Origin of the sequence: Candidatus Pantoea edessiphila, from assembly GCF_002933355.1 — a bacterium.
Classification (GTDB): Bacteria; Pseudomonadota; Gammaproteobacteria; order Enterobacterales; family Enterobacteriaceae; genus Pantoea_C; species Pantoea_C edessiphila.
The window spans coordinates 66579-86736 of record NZ_PDKU01000004.1 but is presented as its reverse complement, the minus strand read 5'-3'; the positions used below and the strand labels follow the sequence as shown (position 1 = coordinate 86736).

The following is a 20158-nucleotide window of genomic DNA, read 5'->3' as shown; positions in this document are numbered from 1 at the left end:
AAATATTGAGAATATATAAAACTTTAGCTTGTTATAAATTTAATTTTTAAAATTATAAGTTTATTTTTGCCTGGCGGCTATAACGCGATAGTACCACCTGAAACCATGCCGAACTCAGAAGTGAAATATCGTGGTGCCAATGGTAGTGTGGAGTTTCTCCATGTGAGAGTAGGAAACTGCCAGGCATTAATTTTTGTATGCTAATCTAAAATCTCTTAGATTGCTTTTGTTGAATTATAATTCTTTAAATCTAGCGGAGTATTAATGTTATAAAACGATGTTTCATTATTATTAAATAATATAGGATATCCATTATTTTTTTTAAAAAAACTGATTAAATCATACTTGAAAATATAATTATGATTTTTTGTGTTTTTTTTGTATGATTGCAATATACTTTTATGTATTAATGACATAGTAGGATGATCCCTTTTTGAAGACTGGATCCATACTATAGGTGAGTGGTTTTTTTCATTGAATAATTTTTTTACATAATTTAATGGTATATTGGGAGTATCGCAAGGACAAAATACCGCCCAATCGCTTTTTATGCGTTTTAATGAACTTAATATCCCATTTAAAGGACCTAAAATATCTTTATATGAATCTTTTATAACTTTGTAACCACTTGATTTATAACGATCGATATTGCGATTAGCACTAATTAAAATATAATCTACTTGAGGTTTTAATCTTTTTAATACATGCTGATATAGTGGTTTTTGATGCAGTAATATTAAACCCTTATCATAACCACCCATGCGTAAACTTTCTCCACCAGCTAAAATTATTCCTGTTAATTTGTTCATGTTATTGTTTATAACCAATCTATTTTTTAATTGAAATTAAATTATATAATTTAAATTGTTTTTATACTTACATCAAGTATTCAATAATGAAATATAAAACATGGGGTCAATATGAAAAAATTTTGTATTATATTAATTGGAGTAATTATAAATTTTAATGTATTTGCTACTACATTCATAGATGGTAAAGATTATATTTGCTTACAAAAGCCTATTGTCAATCAACCTCAAGTATTAGAGTTCTTTTCATTTTCTTGTCAACATTGTTATGAATTCGAAAATAATTTAAGTAATTATCAAATACCGAATCATATTAAGTTAGTGAAGTATAATGTTGATTTTCTACTAAATGATAATATTGATTTAACTCATGCATGGGCTGTTGCTATAGCTTTAGGTATTGAAAATAAGGTAATAAAGCCAATTTTCAGTGCAATACAAAAAAATAATCAAATAACAAATAAAGAGATAAAAAATATTTTTATAAAATTATTACGTATTTCCTCTGAAAAATTTCAAAAATTATGGGATAGTTTTTCGGTAAAAGTTTTAGTCATTAAACAAAAACAGGCAGTCATAGATTTCAATGTAACTAATGTACCAGCTGTATTTATAAATGGTAAATACATGATTAATATAAGTGATTTAGACTTAGACATACATTCACAAAATAATACTAATAACTATTTTGATATAATTAGTTTTCTGATTAAAAAGTAATGAACAATTTAATTCTAATTGATGGATTATCTGCCCTTTATAGAGCATATTATGTTTTTCCATTACTCATGAATACGAAAGGAGAACCAACTGGTGCAATTTTTGGTTTTATAAATATATTGCAAAGCTTAATAAAAACATATAAACCAAGTCATCTTGCTGTAGTATTTGATAGTTCACCGAAAACTTTTAGACATGAATTATTTGAAAAATATAAATATAATCGATTGCCTATGCCTAACAATTTACTATTACAAATTAAACCATTATATGAAATTTTAATAGCAATGGGTTTAAAAATAATAATTGTAAATGGTTTTGAAGCAGATGATGTTATTGGAACTTTAGCACATAATATTAGTCAATCAGGCGTTTCAATCTTAATTAGTAGTAATGATAAAGATATGGCTCAGTTAGTTACATCAAATGTTAATTTGATTGATAATCATACTAAAAAAATTCTTGGTCCTAATGATATAGAAAAAAAATATGGTGTATCACCTAAATTAATTGTAGATTTATTAGCAATAATGGGTGATTACTCAGATAATATTCCTGGTATACCTAAAATTGGAAAAAAAACAGCAATTTTTTTATTAAAAGAAATAGGGAGTATAAAAACTATATATTCTGATTTGAACAAAATATCTTATCTTCCAATAAGAGGTGCAAAACAAATTGCTATTCAATTAAAAAAACACCATGAAGCAGTTTTATTATCTTACCGATTGGCAACAATTAAAAAAGATATCTTAATTAATTTAGATTATGAAGAGTTGCTAATTAATAAAATGGATATCGTAAAACTAAAAAAATTATTTTATCGTTATGAATTTAAAAGTTTTATTGACTGTCTAAAATGGTAGAAACAAACTTATTATCAAATACAATTACAAGATATAAATTTATGAAAACATACAATTTGGTTCTTAATGAAACTATATTAGATTTCTGGATTACAAGAATCAAGGAGAACAATATTTTTGCTTTTCATTTAGAAACCGATTCTTTGCATATCATTTCTGTTAATATTATAGGAATTAGTTTTGCTATTGCACCTTGTGTTACAGCATATTTGCCATTAGCTCATGATTACAAAAATTCACCAAAACAGCTTGATACTAATTTAGTTTTAACAAGACTTAAACCGATATTTGAAGATGTTACTATATACAAGATATGTAAAAACTTAAAATATCAAATATCAGTATTAAAAAACTATAATATAGAGGTAAATAGAATTTTCGATATTAATTTAGAATCTTATGTTCTTAATAATTTATCAGGTAAATATGATTTTATTAAGCTTGTTAATTTTTGGTTAGATTATGATATTAGTTACTATAAAAATATTTCTGATAAAATAAAGAATAAATATTATTTTAATAAAATTTCATTAGAAATAGCTAGTTCCTATTCATGTGAACATATAAACATCATATTAATGTTACACTTGAAAATATGGAATCAATTACAAAAAAAATCAGAATTAAAAAGAATATTTGAAAAAATAGATATACCTATTGCAAAAATTCTTTCACGTATTGAACGAAATGGCGTTCTTATTAACCGAACATACTTGAACAAACAATCTGAAAAAATAAGCAACATCTTAATTGATTTAGAATTGCAAGCTCATAAAATAACAGGATGTTCTTTTAATCTTTCTTCTCCTAAACAAATTAGAGAAATTTTATTTAATATCAAGAATATCGAATTAACTAGAAAAACATTAGGTGGTAAAATCTCTACAAGAAATGAAGTTTTATCTAAATTTGAATCCAATCAGCCATTATTAAAGATCATTTTGAAATATAGAAGTTTATTAAAAATTAAATCCACATATACTGATAAATTACCACATATGGTAAATCATATCAGTGGGCGCATTCATACTTCTTATCAACAATGCTCAACTTTAACTGGAAGGTTATCATCTATACTTCCTAATCTCCAAAATATTCCAGTTGACAATAATCAAGGTTTTTTTATCCGTAAATCATTTATTGCTACAAAATTTAATAAAATTGTTTCTGCTGATTATTCACAAATTGAACTACGTATTATTGCATATTTATCACAAGATAAAAATTTATTAGAATCGTTTAATAAGCATGAGGATGTACATTCTATAACTGCTGCGGAATTTTTTGGCTTGTCAATGAATAAAATTACCAGCCAACAACGCCGCATTGCAAAAATAATTAATTTTAGTGTGATCTATGGAATAAGCCCATTTGGTTTATCATATCAATTAAATATCAGTATTAGGAAAGCAAAAAAATATATAGATATGTTTTATGATCGCTATCCTAGCGTACTAATTTATAGTAAGCATGTTTATCAATCAGCAATTGATAAGGGATATATTACAACATTGGAAGGTCGTAGATTATATTTATGTAACATTAAATCTAATAAATGTTTTAAAAACATAAAACGCTTATCCGTTAATCTACAGGTACAAGGAACAGCAGCTGATATTATAAAAAAAGCCATGATTGCTATAGAAGATATATTAGAGCAAAAATATAATAATAAAATTAAAACAATAATGCAGGTACATGATGAACTTGTTTTTGAAATTCATGAAGATTATGTTGAACATTATACTCAAAAAATTAAGTTGTTAATGGAAAATAGCACTAAATTAAATCCTAAACTTTTAGTAAAAATTAATATAGGAACACATTGGAATTAAATTTATAATATTTTAAAAATTTTGAAACCATATATTTAGCTTTTGGTATACATTATCAACACCTATATTCTTAAAAGAAGAAATAATTTCCACTTGAACATTCTCTATAAAATTTGTTAAAGTCTCTCTAATTATATTTAGTTTTATGTTTTGTGCATAACAATTAAATTTATCAGCTTTAGTTAATAAGATAAGAAGAGAAATATTTTTATCTCTTGCTAATTTAATGATCCTTTTATCAAAATTATTTAATGTATACTTAATATCTAACAATAACACTAATCCTATTAAATTGTTCTTTTTTCTTATGTATTCTAAGAGCACATGTTGCAAATTAATTCTATTACATCTTGATATTTTAGCATAACCATATCCTGGTAAATCTACTAAATACTTATTTTCTACTACTTTAAATAAATTAATTAATTTTGTACAACCTGGTTTTTTACTTTTACGTGCTAAATTCTTTTGATTAGTTAATTTATTTAACAAACTAGATTTTCCAGCATTAGAACGACCTATAAAAGCTACTTCAATGCCATTATTAATGGGTAAGTAATTTACATTAGGTACGCTCATTATAAAACTTGTGTTTTGATAATTAAATTTAGGCAAAATTATATAGTCCAAAATAAATTAGTAGACATCCTGCTAGAAATAATATTTTACTTATTTTTGATGCATTTATCTAGTAATTAAAATCAAATATTTTTAATTTTTAAATAATAAAAAATATTAAGATAAAAGATTAAAATACATTAAAAATTTATATTAAATATCCATCATTAATTGTATCATTAATAATGGATTTAGGAGTAATATTTTAATTCATATTAAAGGTTAATATCTTAGCACATTAAATATAATGTTTATTAATGATTTATATAAAAATAATTATTTTAACGATGAATTTTATTGATTTTATTATATAATCAGTTAAATAAAACAGATACAATTTATCTTCATAATAGATAATTTTAATAATATTAATTATAAATTTTTTCTCAATTTAAGAATTTTTTTATTAAAAAGGTAGATCACTGTTAAAATGTATTAATAATTTACTAATTAACGAGGTAGAATTGTGCTTCATAATTTACGTAACATAGCAATTGTTGCTCATGTAGATCATGGGAAGACTACGCTAGTTGATAAATTACTTCAACAATCTAGTCTATGTGATTCTAATTATGCAGACATTGATCGAATCATGGATTCAAACGATTTAGAGAAAGAACGAGGGATTACTATTATATCAAAAAATACTGCTATTAAATGGAATGATTACCGTATTAATATCATTGATACTCCAGGACATGCTGATTTTGGAGGTGAAGTCGAGAGAATTTTATCAATGGTAGATGCAGTTTTACTAGTTGTTGATTCTATAGATGGCCCTATGCCTCAAACACGTTTCGTAACTAAAAAATCATTAGCTAATAATTTAAAAATTATAGTAGTTGTTAATAAAATTGATCGTAATGGTGCTCGTCCAGATTGGGTTGTTAATAAAATATTTGACATGTTTGTTAATCTAGATGCTAGTGATGAACAACTAGATTTTCCAATTATATATGCCTCTGCTTTATATGGTACTGCAGGTTTAGATTATAATAACATGGCTAAAGATATGAGTCCTTTATATCAAAGTATAATTGACAATATACCTCCACCAAGAGGAAAAATTGATGCTCCATTACAAATGCAAATTTCTCAATTAAACAACGATAATTATCTTGGCTTGATAGGTATGGGACGATTAAAACACGGTACTATTAAGCCAAATCAAAATATTGTTATAACTAATTGTAATGGCAAAATCATTCATGGTAAAATTAATAAAGTGTTAGGTTATCTTGGATTAAAACACATTAATATTGATGAAGCTGAAGCTGGAGACATAGTAGCAATTACCGGTTTAAATGACTTAAAAATTTCTGATACTATTTGTGATCCAAAAAACATAAATGCCCTTCCAGATTTAAATGTTGATGAACCTACAGTCACTATGTTTTTTAATGTTAATACATCACCCTTCTGTGGTCGAGAAGGTAAACATTTAACTTCTCGCAAAATTTTCGAACGTTTAAAAAAAGAAGTTATATATAATATATCTCTACGTGTTAAAGAAACTGATAATTCTGATGTTTTTTGTGTATCAGGTCGGGGAGAATTGCATTTATCAATTTTAATAGAAAATATGCGTCGTGAAGGTTTTGAATTTGCTGTATCTCGTCCAAAAGTAATTTTTCGTGATATAAATGGTCATAAACAAGAACCATTTGAAGAACTAATATTAGATATTGAAGAATTACATCAAGGATTAATAATACAAGAAATGGGAGAACGTAAAGGCACTCTTAAAAACATGGATACAGATGGAAAAGGTCGTATAAGACTCGATTATTTGATCCCTAGTCGTGGTTTAATTGGATTTCGTAATAAATTCATTAAGATTACTTCTGGTAGTGGTAATATGTATTCAACATTTAGTCATTACGATAACTTATGTTCAAGTGATGTAGGAAAACGTAAAAATGGTGTGTTAATTTCTAATCGACAAGGTAAGACTGTTGCTTTTGCTTTGTATAATCTTCAAGATCGAGGTCATTTGTTTGTCAACCAGGGTATAGAAGTATATGAAGGACAAATAGTTGGTATTCATAATCGTTCTAATGATTTAACTGTTAATTGCTTATCTGGTAAAAAATTAACTAATATGCGTGCTGCTGGAACCGACGAAACTATAAACCTTGTTCCTCCATTACAAATGACACTAGAGCAAGCTCTTGAATTTATTAATGATGACGAGTTAGTTGAAATAACCCCTAAATCAATTCGTATTAGAAAAAGATATTTGACAGAAAATGCACGTAAAAAAGCTATGCGTAGTAACTAATAACTAAGTAATGATAGTGAATTTGTTTATTATATTCATTCTAAATATTAATTATTTATAAATGTTTTAACTTTACAAAAGTTATAAAAAGACTAATTTTAAACATTTGTATCAATAATTTTTTTTAATTGCCAACGTTCAATTATATTGATAGATGATTCAGGATAGTATTTATGTATATAACGTGCTGTATGTTGTACTTCGGATATCATAAATTGATCGCGTAAAAGATTTACTATCTTAAATTCAATAGTACCAGTTTGTCTTGTACCAAGTAATTCTCCAGGTCCTCTAATTTCTAAATCTAACTGTGCAATCTTAAATCCATCATTAATATTTCGAATTGCTTCCAATCTTTGTTTAGCAATTTTATTAAGTGGTGGTTTATATAGCAAAATACAATATGATAATACGGTCCCTCTTCCTACACGACCTCGCAGTTGATGAAGTTGTGCTAAACCTAAACGTTCAGCATTTTCAATAATCATTAAACTGGCATTAGGAACATCAACACCAACTTCTATTACAGTAGTAGTAACTAATAATTGCAATTTATTATTTTTAAAAGCATTCATGGTTGACTGTTTTTCCGATAGTTTCATTCTACCATGAATTAAACCAATTTTTATATTTGGCAAGAGTTTATTTAACAAATTCCAATTAACTTCTGCTGCTTGAGCTTCTAATAATTCTGATTTTTCAATTATAGGACATACCCAATAAACTTGACGATGTTCTTTCAAGCAAATATCGTTGACACGTGTAATAATTTTATTGCGACGAATATCTGGAACTACTACAGTTAACACTGGACTACGACCAGGAGGTATTTCATTAATGATAGAAATATTAAGATTAGCATAAGCAATCATTGCTAAAGTACGTGGAATAGGAGTAGCTGTCATTATTAATTGATGAGGCCGAAAATTATTTTCTTTTCCTTTTTTCCATAAAGATAAACGTTGATGAACACCAAAACGGTGTTGTTCATCTATGATTATTAATGCTAGTTTGTTAAATTGTATTTGTTCTTGAAATAAGGTATGTGTGCCAACTACTATCTCTATTTTTCCATTAGTAATCCTCTCTAGTTGTAATTTACGATCTTTAAATTTTTGTTTTCCAACCAACCAACCAATTTCAATACCTAATGGTGAAAACCATTGACGTAAGTTTTCTGCATGTTGTTCTGCGAGTAATTCAGTTGGAACCATGAAAGCTACCTGTTTACCCTGAGTTATGACATTAAGAGCTGATAAAGCTGCTACCAAAGTTTTACCAGAACCAACATCACCTTGTAATAAACGTGTCATTGGGTATTCTTGCGAAAGATCTTGTTCTATTTCATGTAATGCTATTTTTTGAGAGTTTGTTAAAGAAAAAGGTAATTTGGATAATAATATGTTAATTAATTTATGGTTTTTAGGTATTGGTTCCGCTGTATAACTATTGATTGTATCACGTGCCTTTAGTATTTTTAGATTGTGAGCTAATAGTTCTTCAAAAATTAATCTATGGTGAGCTAAATTCAATTTATTGTTTAGAAAATTTATAGGAGGACGATGTATAGTATTTAAAGCTTCTGGAAAACTCATTAAATTCTTATTTAATGTTTTAGGAATGGATTCATTAATTTCACAATTACTTAGCATATTTAATGCTTGATTTATTAAATTACGCAATAATAATTGATTAATACCTTCCGTAGTGGAGTATATAGGAGTTAATGTTTTTTTGATTGATATGTTGTTATTGGTCTTATGAGCCTGATATTCTGGATGTACCATTTCAATCCCTCCATATATACTAGGCTTAATTTCTCCATAAGATACAATATATCGACCTGGCTTAAAAATATTTTTTACTTTAACACTAAAATTAAAAAATTTTAGTGTTAAAATTCCAGTTCCATCTGTAATTTGACATAACATAATTCGACGACAGTTAGAAGTTATTTTGGTTTTTATGATTTTTCCTATAACCGTAGCCCAAGTACCAGTTACTACATTATTAATAGAGTAAATTTTCGTACGATCTTCATATCTTATAGGAAAATGCAATAATAAATCTTGAACAGTTTGTAAACCTATTTTAGATAACTTTTTTATTTGAAAGTTAGTAATTTTATTTAAAGTACATATTGATTGATTACCAAAATAATTTTCTTTCATTTTTTATTAATATTTTAAATAAATTTTATAAATAAATAATGATTTGTTGTATTAAAATATTGATAATACTTATTCAGTAAAAACATATTTTCTATATAGAAAATATAATCAAAACTCTTAAGATTCAAAATTTATAGGATTAGTAATATTGCTAGCTTTTACTAATTTTTATAATGATAAATTATGACAAATACAGTTGATAGTTATATTTCTAGAATAGATTTTTATTTAATCATTTTATTTAATGTAATTATATTTTTAGTATAATAACTTTTATAAAAGATTTTAAAATAAATTTCATTTTTTGCTATACCATTTAGTTCGTTTTTATTTTATCTTAACTTAATTAATAAGTTAAATTATTTCGCATAATAATTTTATAATAAGACTAAATAATTTAGCTTTTGTAAGGGTAACATTATTTCAATTTTATATTTAGTTTTCTTCATTGAGATCATTATCATAAACATTTAAAATTTGTTTAGTAATTAAATTATTTTCAATTTCACGTAATGCAATTACAGTAGGTTTATCGTTTTCTGTTGGTAGTAATGGTTCTTTTCCCCCTGTTTGCATTTGACGAGCTCTACGTGCAGCCACTAACACTAAATCAAATCTATTTCCAATTTTTTCTACTGCTTTTTGAACTGTTATTCGTGCCATTTTATTATTAACTCATGCTATTAATGTTATAGTTATAATTATTAACATTATATGAAATATTTTAATCAATTGTTAACAGATTATTAATTAAACTTTTATATCTCATCTTTTGACGTGACATATTCAAATATTCTGCATAAATAATTGTTTTTAAATCATTTAATGCTACATTAAAATCATCGTTTATGATTAGATAATCATATTCTTTATAATGATTCATTTCTTCTATTGCCTGTTCCATTCTAAATTTAATTACATTTTCACTATCTTGACCGCGGCTACGTAACCGCTTATTTAACTCAGTTTTTGATGGTGGCAATATAAATATACTTTTTGTGTTAGATATTTTGTCACGAATTTGTTTAGCTCCTTGCCAATCAATATCAAGTAATATATCAAAACCTTTACTAAGAACTTGATGTACTTTTCTACAGGAAGTTCCATAATAATGTTTAAATACTTTTGCATATTCAAGAAAATCATCTTTATCGATCATTTTTTTAAATTGATATTTTTTAATGAAATAATAGTGCTGTCCATGAACTTCACCCGGACGTATACTACGAGTGGTATAAGATATAGATACTTTAATAGAATATAAAGTCAGAGTTTTCAATAAAGCTTGAATTAAACTAGATTTACCAGTGCCACTGGGAGCAGACACAATATATAAAATACCTTGAAACATGCTGTTATTATTTTTTATCAAAATATATTTTTTATTAATATTATAATAATCTTGTAATATAGATTTTTATAGTACATTGTTAAAATTACTAAGTAATATTATTGAATCAAAACTGATAATTAATATTGATAACAAATAAATAATATTATTACAAATAATCCATTATTGTCCATAATATTATAAAGATTTTCTAAAATTCATAATTTAGTAAATATTTTATCATTTTATAATGACATAATCTATTTAACTGAAATAATTATTTTTTGTATTTATGATTTATATCATTTATAAAAAATGAAAGAAATTTGTTCAAAACCTAAGGAATATCTCACCATGCATAACCCATTACTGACTTCTTTTATATTACCACCTTTTTCAAAAATTCAGTTTGAACAGATTATACCTGCTATTATTGAAATTTTGAAAGATTGTGAACTAACAGTAGAAAAAGTATTATCTCAAAAAAATTCATGTGAATGGAATAATATAATACAACCTATAAATGAATCCCAGGATCTTCTTAATAGAGTATTCTCGATAATTAGTCATTTAAATTCAGTAATCAATACTCCGGAATTACGTAAAATTTATAAAGAAGCTTGTTTGTTAATCACACAGTATAATACTTGTCTAGGACAAAATAAAAAATTATATCAATTATATGTAAGCTTAAGAAAAACAAATAATTATATGTTATTAAATAATGCTCAAAAAAAATACTTACAAAATATATTACTTAATTTTAAATTATCAGGAATCAAATTAAAACAAAACAAGCAAGAACGTTACCTCTTAATAGTTAATCGTCTATCAGAGTTAGAAATAATTTTCAGTAATAATTTATTAGATGCTAGTATGGGTTGGAAGAAATTGATTACCAATAAAAAAGAATTATCTGGAGTACCTGAAAATATATTAGTATCTGTTAATAATACATCGGAAAATGAAGCAAAAGAACATTGGACGTTAACTTTAGATTTTCCAATATATTCTTCAATAATAACATATTGTAATAATGATTTATTACGAAAAGACATGTACTTAGCATATTCAACTCGAGCTTCTGATAAAGGACCTGTCCCATATAAATGGGATAATACGAATATTATTAATGAACAATTATCACTTAGATTCGAACTGGCAAATTTATTAGGATTCAAATCATTTGCTAACAAATCTTTGATTAACAGAATGGTTAGAAATCCATTAAAAATAATTTATTTTCTAGAGGATTTATTAAAAAAAGTAAAAAATACAGCTAGTGAAGAGTTATCACAATTAAAACTATTTTCTAAAAAACATTATAACATCAATGTATTAAATCCATGGGATTTTGCTTATTATAGTCAAAAACAAAAAGAACATATTTATACATTTAACGATGAACAATTACGTTCTTATTTTCCAAAACAACGCGTTCTATCTGGTTTATTTAAATTAATAAATATAATATATGGAGTTCATATTCTTGAACGTAAAAATGTAAATTTATATCATCCAGATGTAAATCTATTTGATGTATTTAATGAAAAAGGACATATGGTAGGTAGTTTTTATACTGATCTTTATGCACGTAAAAATAAACGCAGTGGTGCTTGGATGGATAGTTGTATTAATAAAATGCTTAAAAAAGATGGTAATTTGCAAAATCCTGTAGCCTATATTGTATGTAATTTTAATTCTCCAAAGCAAAATAAACCAGCATTATTTACTCATAATGAAGTGATTATTTTATTTCATGAATTTGGTCATTGTTTGCATCATATTTTAACATCAATAGAAATTCCAGAGATCTCAGGTATTAATGGAGTACCATTGGATAGTATTGAATTTCCTAGCCAATTTATGGAAAACTGGTGTTGGGAACCAGATGTGCTTTTATTAATTTCTGAACACTATAAAACAGGGGAGCAATTACCTAATAATATTTTAAAGAGTATGTTAGATGCAAAAAATTATCAAATAAGTTTATTTATTTTACGTCAAATAGAATTTAGTTTATTTGATTTAAATATACATTATAAATTTCATCCTGAAAAAAATAATAATGTATTAGAAATATTAAAATCAATAAGGAGTAATGTTTCTATTTTTCCGTATTTAGACGACGATAGATTTCCACATTCATTCAATCATATTTTTGGTGGTTGTTATGCATCAGGATACTATAGTTATTTATGGGCTGGTGTTATGGCTGCAGATGCTTATGCTCGTTTTAAAGAAGATGGTATTTTTAATAAAGACACGGGTCAATCTTTTTTAAAAAATATATTAATGCTTGGTGGTTCAGAGGATTTTATAAACATGTTTAAAAAGTTCCGTGGTAGAGAACCAAATACTGATGCTTTTTTAAAACAATATGGAATCTAAAAATAGTTATCATTTAACGTGATTAAGGCATGTTTATATTTAAACATGCCTTAATTGTATTAGACTAATACTCTTAATATAATCCAATAAAGTAAACCAGACATCAAAATGCATGTTGGAATAGTTAATATCCAAGCCATAATAATATTTTTAATAGTACGCCAATGCAATCCTCGACCATCTGCTAACATAGCACCTGCTACTGAAGAAGATAATATATGTGTAGTAGAGACTGGCATTCCAGTATAACTTGCAATACCAATTGAAATAGCAGCTGTTATTTGTGCAGACATAGCTTGAGCATATGTCATTCCTTTTTTACCTATCTTATTTCCTATAGTAGCAGCTACACGACGCCAACCAATCATTGTACCAGTGCCAATAGCTAAAGCTACTGTTACTATAATCCAAATTGGTGCATATTCTATAGTACATAACAAATCTTTTTTTAATTTGTTAAGTAAATTCTTATCATTTATAGTTATATCTGATAATTTCACTACTTTATCAATAGTATCAGCCATGCACAATAGTGAATAACGAATTTTGATTTTTTTATTAACAGAGATCTTATTGTAGTTTTGTAAATTATTTAATAACATCTTTGTATTCTGTATTGTCTTAAATTCATTAATTGAATTACAATGCATTCTTTTAATGTCTACAGAAGATGTCTTAATTTGATTTGAAATATTATCGTTATTCAATTGATTTATCTTATCTAAATATTTTTTATGTTGTTTATAATATTTTTCTAGATTAGTAATAGCATCATGAGTACGTGTGATTTCATAATTAGAAGAATTGATATTTACTACAAATCCTGAAGGTACAACACTAATTAATATTAGCATAATTAAACCAATGCCCTTTTGACCATCATTAGAACCATGTGAATAACTCACACCCATAGCTGATAATATGAGGATAACTCTAGTCCAAAATGGAGGTTTTTTCTTACCATCTAATTGTTTACGATTAGATGGAGTCATATGAATACGTGCTTGTTTTTTATTTTTACTACAATAATGACGTAAAACAAAAATCAATCCACCTGAAATTACCAAACCGATTATTGGTGACATTATTAATGAACTAAAAACATTTATAATTTTAGAAATATTTAATACATTAAATAATGAAGTATCAGTTAGTATTGTATTAGTTAAAGCGATACCGATAATAGTACTAATTAAAGTATGAGAACTGGAGGTAGGTAATCCTAAATACCATGTGCTGAGATTCCAAATGATTGCTGTTAATAGCATAGAAAATATCATAACAAGCCCATGAGATGATCCAACATTGAGTAATAAATCTGTAGGAAGCAAATGAACTATAGTATATGCTACACTTAATCCTCCTAAAAGCACACCAAAAAAATTAAAAATGCCAGACATAATTACAGCAAGTTGAGCATGCATAGTGCGTGTGTATATCACTGTTACAACTGCATTGGCTGTATCATGAAAACCATTTATTGCTTCGTAAAACAATACAAATATTAGAGCTATGATCAATAGTAATCCAGTATTTATATCTATACCAGCAAATAGATGCAACATAATTTTTACGCCATTTTTTAGAAAACATGAATAGTATTATATTATTCGTAATAATGTTCTCCCATCTAGAAAAAGAAAATATTTAAATTAATTTAATGATGAGTTATAATTATTTTGAATATAGTGGATTAAATATAAAAACTAATTCATTAATACAAGTATTTAAGTTTTGCTCATAAATCGTAATGTTAATTTTATGACAAGTAATATTAAATGATTTTTAATTATTTTATTTATATACTTAAAATAATAAACTTAAAGTGTCTATCACTTAAATAAGTTGTAATATACCCAAAATTAAGTTTTATTATTTTTATTAATTATACATAATATTGTTTTATTTAATAGAATTCATCTCTCAGTTGTTTTACTTTATCAGTTTTTTCCCATGGAAAAATTTCACGACCAAAATGACCATAGGATGCTGTCTTTTTATAAATCGGTTGTAATAGATTTAACATTTGTATAATTCCATAAGGTCGTAATTTAAATAACTTACTTATAATTAAATTTAAATGTTTTATTGAAACTTTTTCAGTACCAAATGTATTTATCATAATAGAAGTAGGATCAGCAATTCCTATAGTATAGGATAATTGAATTTCACAGCGATCTGCAAGATCAGCAGCTACTATATTTTTAGCAATATAGCGTGCAGCATAAGCTGCTGATCGGTCAACTTTTGAAGGATCTTTACCTGAAAAAGCTCCACCACCATGTCTAGCCATACCACCATAAGTATCAACAATAATTTTACGACCAGTTAAACCACAATCACCCATAGGACCACCAATCACGAATCTTCCAGTTGGATTAATATAATATTTAGTATACTTATTTAACCATTTTTTCGGTAAAATAGGTTTAATAATATTTTCCATTACTGCTTCTTGTAAATGTAATTGACTGATATCTTCTTCATGTTGAGTTGATAATACAACAGTATCAATTCCAATAATTTTATTGTTTTCATATTGAAATGTAATTTGGCTTTTTGCGTCCGGAAGAAGCCACCGTATTGTACCATTTTTTCTTAATTCAGCTTGACGTTGAACTAAAAGATGTGCATAAGTTATTGGTGCTGGCATAAGAACATTAGTTTCATTTGTAGCGTAACCAAACATTAAACCTTGGTCGCCTGCACCTTGATCTGTTGGATTTATACGATTAATTCCTTTATTAATGTCTTGAGATTGTTTTCCAAGAGCATTTAAAATTGCACAAGAATTAGCATCAAAACCCATATCTGAATGAGTATATCCAATTTCACGAACTGTATTACGTATAATATCTTCTATATCAATACAAGCATTAGCAGAAATTTCTCCTCCAACTAAAACCATACCAGTTTTAACGTAAGTTTCACATGCTACATGAGCTTTATTATCTTGCTCAAGAATTGCATCAAGAACAGCATCAGAAATTTGATCAGCAATTTTATCAGGATGACCTTCTGATACAGACTCAGATGTAAATAGGGTTATAGCCATTATGTTTTTATATGCCTTATAAAATAGTTTTGTATTTAACAATATATTTTTCAGATAGAATTTAAATTTTAAAAATTATTAATTAAAATGCATTCCATAAAAAACACATTACTTTGAAACTAATTAATATTCTATTTAGTTCATTTTTATATTTATATTAAAATTCAAATAATTTTATTTTGATATTTTTAAAATTAAGAGAAATAAGCAAATATATTGATTTTTTAAACTTAAAAAATAAAAATTTATTAGTTTTCAAGATCAATAATATAAATATATCGGAATTTATTATATCATATATCAGTGGTTTACCATATTAATAAATCAATATATTTGTTTTTCAATATAATTATATATTGATTTAATTTTTATTCATTTAAATAAATTACAAAATAAATATTAACTGAAAAAACATAATAATATTTTTAATTGTTAATTTCTTTAAATATTATAATACTGTCAAAATCTATCAAATAAATATAAATTATTAAAATAAACATAACGTAGTAATTAATATATTAATTGTTTCTCAACTAAAATATTATAGATAGAAATAACATGTAATCAATTATAGCGATATCATTAGTTAGCAAAATAATCTTATCAATCATGATAATTAATGATTTTAGTTATAATATTGTTTTAAATTATTATTATTAATCTTAATAACAGTGATTAATCTTAATAACAGTGATTTATATCAATCTAAAAACAATACAACTACTTTATATAGTGTTAAAGATATATAAATAATATAATGTTAATCATTAATTTTAATTAGAATTTGGAGTATCAAATGCTAACTCATAAAGAACTCGCTAATGCTGTTAGAATACTCAGTATAGACGCAATACAAAAAGCTAACTCCGGCCATCCCGGAACTCCTATGGGCATGGCTGATATTGCTGAAGTACTGTGGAGAAAGTATTTAAAACATAATCCAGGTAATCCACTTTGGTTTGATCGTGATAGATTTATATTATCAAACGGCCATGGTTCAATGTTAATTTATAGTCTCTTACATCTTACTGGATATAAACTTCCAATAAGCGAGTTAAAAAATTTTCGACAGTTAAATTCTAAAACTCCAGGTCATCCTGAATATGGTCATACAGTAGGCATCGAAACAACAACAGGTCCTTTAGGTCAAGGACTTGCAAATGCAGTAGGTTTTGCTATTGCAGAAAGAACTTTAGCCGCACAATTTAACCGTTCTTACTTTGATATTGTAAACCATAATACTTATGTTTTTGTAGGTGATGGTTGTATGATGGAAGGTATTTCTCATGAAGTATGTTCTTTAGCAGGAACTCTAAAACTAGGTAAGTTAATAGTATTTTATGATAACAATGGTATTTCTATTGACGGTAATACTAAACATTGGTTTACAGATAATACCGCTAAACGTTTCGAATCCTATGATTGGCATGTAATAAACGAAATTGATGGACATAATCCGCAAGAAATAATAGAGGCAATAGAACAAGCAAAGACTATTAATGACAAACCTTCAATATTAATATGTAAAACTATTATTGGTTTTGGTTCTCCAAATAAAGGTGGTACAAATAACTGTCATGGTTCACCTTTAGGTGAAAATGAAGTTACATTAACTCGCAAATTTTTAAACTGGAAATACCCACCATTCATAATTCCTACAAAAATATATGATGCTTGGGATGCAAAACAAAAAGGTCAAGATCAAGAAAAACAGTGGAATGAAAAATTTATTGCTTATTCAAAAAAATATCCAAAATTAGCTACAGAATTTAGTCGTCGTTTAGATAGTGGTATTCCAAAAAACTGGAATATTATCACAAAGAATTTTATAAACAATTTACAAAGCAATCCTTTAGATATCGCTAGTAGAAAAGCTTCACAAAATACTATTGAAATATTTGGAAATATAGTTCCGGAATTAATTGGGGGTTCAGCAGACTTAACACCTAGCAACCTCACTATGTGGTCCGGATCTAATCCAATAAATAAAAATCAAGAAGGTAATTATATTCATTATGGTGTAAGAGAATTTGGAATGACTGCTATTGCTAATGGTATTGCATTACATGGTGGTTTTATACCTTATACTTCTACCTTTCTTATGTTTAGTGAATATACACGTAATGCTATACGTATGGCATCATTAATGAAAATTCGTCACATTATGATATATACACATGATTCCATAGGTTTGGGAGAAGATGGACCAACTCATCAGCCAGTTGAACAAATTTCTAATTTGCGTACCATACCTAATATAAATTTATGGCGTCCATGTGATCAAGTTGAATCTGCAATAGCATGGAAATATGCTATAGAGAGAAAACATGGTCCAAGTATTTTAATACTATCTCGTCAAAATTTAATTCAACAACAACGAAATATTGACCAACTAAAAGATATAGAACGTGGTGGTTACATATTAAAAAATTGCAATACACAAAAACTAGATTTAATCTTAATTGCTACTGGTTCGGAAGTACAATTAGCTGTAGCAGCTTATGATGCATTAATTAATATTGGTTTTAAAGCTCGTGTAGTATCTATGCCTTCTACTGATATTTTTGATAAACAAACAAAATGTTATCGTGAATCAGTTCTTCCAAAAAAAATAAAAACTAGAATTGCCATTGAAGCAGGAATTACTAATTTTTGGTTCAAGTATGTAGGCATAGAAGGTGAAGTTATAGGTATAGATACTTTTGGTATGTCCGGACCAACTGATAAATTATTTGAATTATTTGGTTTTACCGTTGATAAAATTGTATCAACAGCTAATAAGCTGATGCTTAAATAATATACTTGTTTGTTATATTTTTATAAAACACAATATAAAATTACAAGTTTAAATTAATTAATAATAATATAGTTTCTATTCAATTAATAATAAGCTCTAATAATTAGAAAAAATCAAACAGTTGATACACTCAATTTATTTAAATAATTTGATTAAACATCTATAAAAATAAAGTAATAAAATTATAATCTATATTGTAAATTGTTATTGGTATAAAGAAATATGATTTTTAAAATAGCAATCAATGGTTTTGGTCGTATTGGAAGAAATGTATTACGAGCTTTATATGAAACTGGTCGTGATCATCAAATTAAGATAGTAGCTATTAATGAACTAGCCAATTCTATTGGAATAGCTCATTTATTGAAGTATGATACTACTCATGGTATATTTCCTTTTGAAATTTATCAAGAAAAAGATACAATGTGGATTAATAAAGATTCTATACAAATATTTCATTATAATTCAATTAGTAAAATTCCTTGGTATAAATTGGATGTAGATATTGTATTAGACTGTACTGGAGTTTATGGTTCACGTGAAGATGGTGAATCTCATTTAAAATCAGGTGCTAAAAAGGTTTTATTCAGTCATCCTGGAAGCGATAATCTTGATGCAACTATAATATTTGGAATAAATGAAAATATCATTACATCAAAACATCGTATTATTTCTAATGCATCATGTACTACTAATTGTGTTGTTCCTATTATAAAATTATTAGATGATTCATTTGATATTAAATTTGGAACAATAACTACAATTCATTCATCTATGTACGATCAGCAAGTAATTGATACTTACCATGATGATTTACGTAGAGCGAGATGTTCTAGCCAATCTGTTATACCAATTAGCACCTTATTAGCAGAAGGTATTGCTAGAATTTTTCCTAAATTTAAGAATTGTTTTCAAGCAATATCTGTGCGTGTACCAACAATTAATGTTACAGCAATTGACTTGAATGTTGTAGTTAATAAATCAACTAATTTGATAGAAGTAAATAAAATACTAAGAAAAGCTGCAAAAAAAACACTCCGTGGTATCATTGAATATAATGATTTACCATTAGTTTCAGTAGATTTTAATCATAATGCACATAGCGTTATTGTAGATAGTACCCAAACTAGGGTTGTTGGCGGTTATCTAATTAAAAATTTTCTTTGGTGTGATAACGAATGGGGATTTTCGAATCGAATGATAGATACAGCATTACATATGGCTATTATTGGTTTTGATTAAATTAGATATTCTGAAGTTATTAAAAGTTAATTAATATCAGGAC

Annotated in this window: 12 protein-coding genes, 1 rRNA gene and 1 pseudogene; 7 read left to right on the top strand and 7 right to left on the bottom strand. The window is 26.3% G+C overall.

The features are described 5' to 3' along the window. Positions 1 to 69 precede the first annotated feature (69 nt). Positions 70 to 185 (top strand): 5S ribosomal RNA (rrf, locus tag CRV10_RS03150). A 30-nt stretch (positions 186 to 215) separates the two neighbouring features. On the opposite strand, the gene mobA is transcribed toward rrf, so the two are convergent. Then, positions 216 to 809 (bottom strand): molybdenum cofactor guanylyltransferase MobA, encoded by a 594-nt coding sequence (gene mobA, locus CRV10_RS03145; protein WP_136130370.1) that lies wholly within the window; start codon positions 807 to 809, stop codon positions 216 to 218. Between the two features lie 111 nt (positions 810 to 920). Between mobA and CRV10_RS03140 the strand changes: the two genes are divergently transcribed. Both CRV10_RS03140 and polA read left to right on the top strand, forming a co-directional pair. Further along, positions 921 to 1529, top strand: a complete 609-nt coding sequence (locus CRV10_RS03140; protein ID WP_136130369.1) for a DsbA family protein — start codon at positions 921 to 923, stop codon at positions 1527 to 1529. Beyond that, positions 1529 to 4230, top strand: a pseudogene (polA, locus tag CRV10_RS03135) (DNA polymerase I). Before CRV10_RS03140 ends, polA begins: the two are co-directional and overlap by 1 nt. 12 nt (positions 4231 to 4242) lie before the next feature. Here the strand turns inward: polA and yihA are convergent. Further along, positions 4243 to 4845: a ribosome biogenesis GTP-binding protein YihA/YsxC gene (yihA, locus tag CRV10_RS03130; RefSeq protein WP_136130368.1), complete on the bottom strand. Its 603-nt coding sequence runs from the start codon at positions 4843 to 4845 to the stop codon at positions 4243 to 4245. A gap of 469 nt (positions 4846 to 5314) precedes the next feature. On the opposite strand from yihA, the gene typA reads away from it, so the two are divergent. Continuing rightward, a complete protein-coding gene (gene typA / locus CRV10_RS03125; protein ID WP_136130367.1) occupies positions 5315 to 7129 on the top strand; it encodes a translational GTPase TypA in 1815 nt (604 codons plus the stop codon). 98 nt (positions 7130 to 7227) lie between these two features. On the opposite strand, the gene recG is transcribed toward typA, so the two are convergent. From recG to gmk, 3 genes are all read right to left on the bottom strand, one after another. Further along, positions 7228 to 9300: an ATP-dependent DNA helicase RecG gene (gene recG / locus CRV10_RS03120; protein WP_136130366.1), complete on the bottom strand. Its 2073-nt coding sequence runs from the start codon at positions 9298 to 9300 to the stop codon at positions 7228 to 7230. A gap of 435 nt (positions 9301 to 9735) precedes the next feature. Beyond that, the gene (gene rpoZ, locus CRV10_RS03115; protein ID WP_136130365.1) at positions 9736 to 9963 is read right to left on the bottom strand and encodes a DNA-directed RNA polymerase subunit omega; all 228 of its coding nucleotides are present in this window, start codon (positions 9961 to 9963) and stop codon (positions 9736 to 9738) included. 61 nt (positions 9964 to 10024) lie between these two features. Beyond that, the gene (gene gmk, locus CRV10_RS03110) at positions 10025 to 10651 is read right to left on the bottom strand and encodes a guanylate kinase (RefSeq protein WP_136130364.1); all 627 of its coding nucleotides are present in this window, start codon (positions 10649 to 10651) and stop codon (positions 10025 to 10027) included. Positions 10652 to 10984: 333 nt separating this feature from the next. Here gmk and prlC point away from each other — a divergent pair, with 333 nt between their 5' ends. Further along, positions 10985 to 13021: an oligopeptidase A gene (prlC, locus tag CRV10_RS03105; RefSeq protein ID WP_136130363.1), complete on the top strand. Its 2037-nt coding sequence runs from the start codon at positions 10985 to 10987 to the stop codon at positions 13019 to 13021. Positions 13022 to 13080: 59 nt separating this feature from the next. Here the strand turns inward: prlC and pitA are convergent, their stop codons facing one another. Then, positions 13081 to 14586 (bottom strand): inorganic phosphate transporter PitA, encoded by a 1506-nt coding sequence (gene pitA / locus CRV10_RS03100; RefSeq protein WP_136130362.1) that lies wholly within the window; start codon positions 14584 to 14586, stop codon positions 13081 to 13083. 341 nt (positions 14587 to 14927) lie between these two features. Then, positions 14928 to 16076 carry a methionine adenosyltransferase gene (gene metK, locus CRV10_RS03095; protein WP_136130361.1) on the bottom strand — a complete coding sequence of 383 codons (1149 nt, stop codon included), beginning with the start codon at positions 16074 to 16076 and terminating at the stop codon, positions 14928 to 14930. A gap of 796 nt (positions 16077 to 16872) precedes the next feature. On the opposite strand from metK, the gene tkt reads away from it, so the two are divergent. Together tkt and epd are read left to right on the top strand one after the other, a co-directional pair. After that, positions 16873 to 18873 carry a transketolase gene (gene tkt / locus CRV10_RS03090; RefSeq protein WP_136130360.1) on the top strand — a complete coding sequence of 667 codons (2001 nt, stop codon included), beginning with the start codon at positions 16873 to 16875 and terminating at the stop codon, positions 18871 to 18873. Between the two features lie 222 nt (positions 18874 to 19095). After that, the gene (epd, locus tag CRV10_RS03085; protein WP_136130359.1) at positions 19096 to 20115 is read left to right on the top strand and encodes an erythrose-4-phosphate dehydrogenase; all 1020 of its coding nucleotides are present in this window, start codon (positions 19096 to 19098) and stop codon (positions 20113 to 20115) included. The last annotated feature ends 43 nt before the right edge of the window (positions 20116 to 20158 follow it).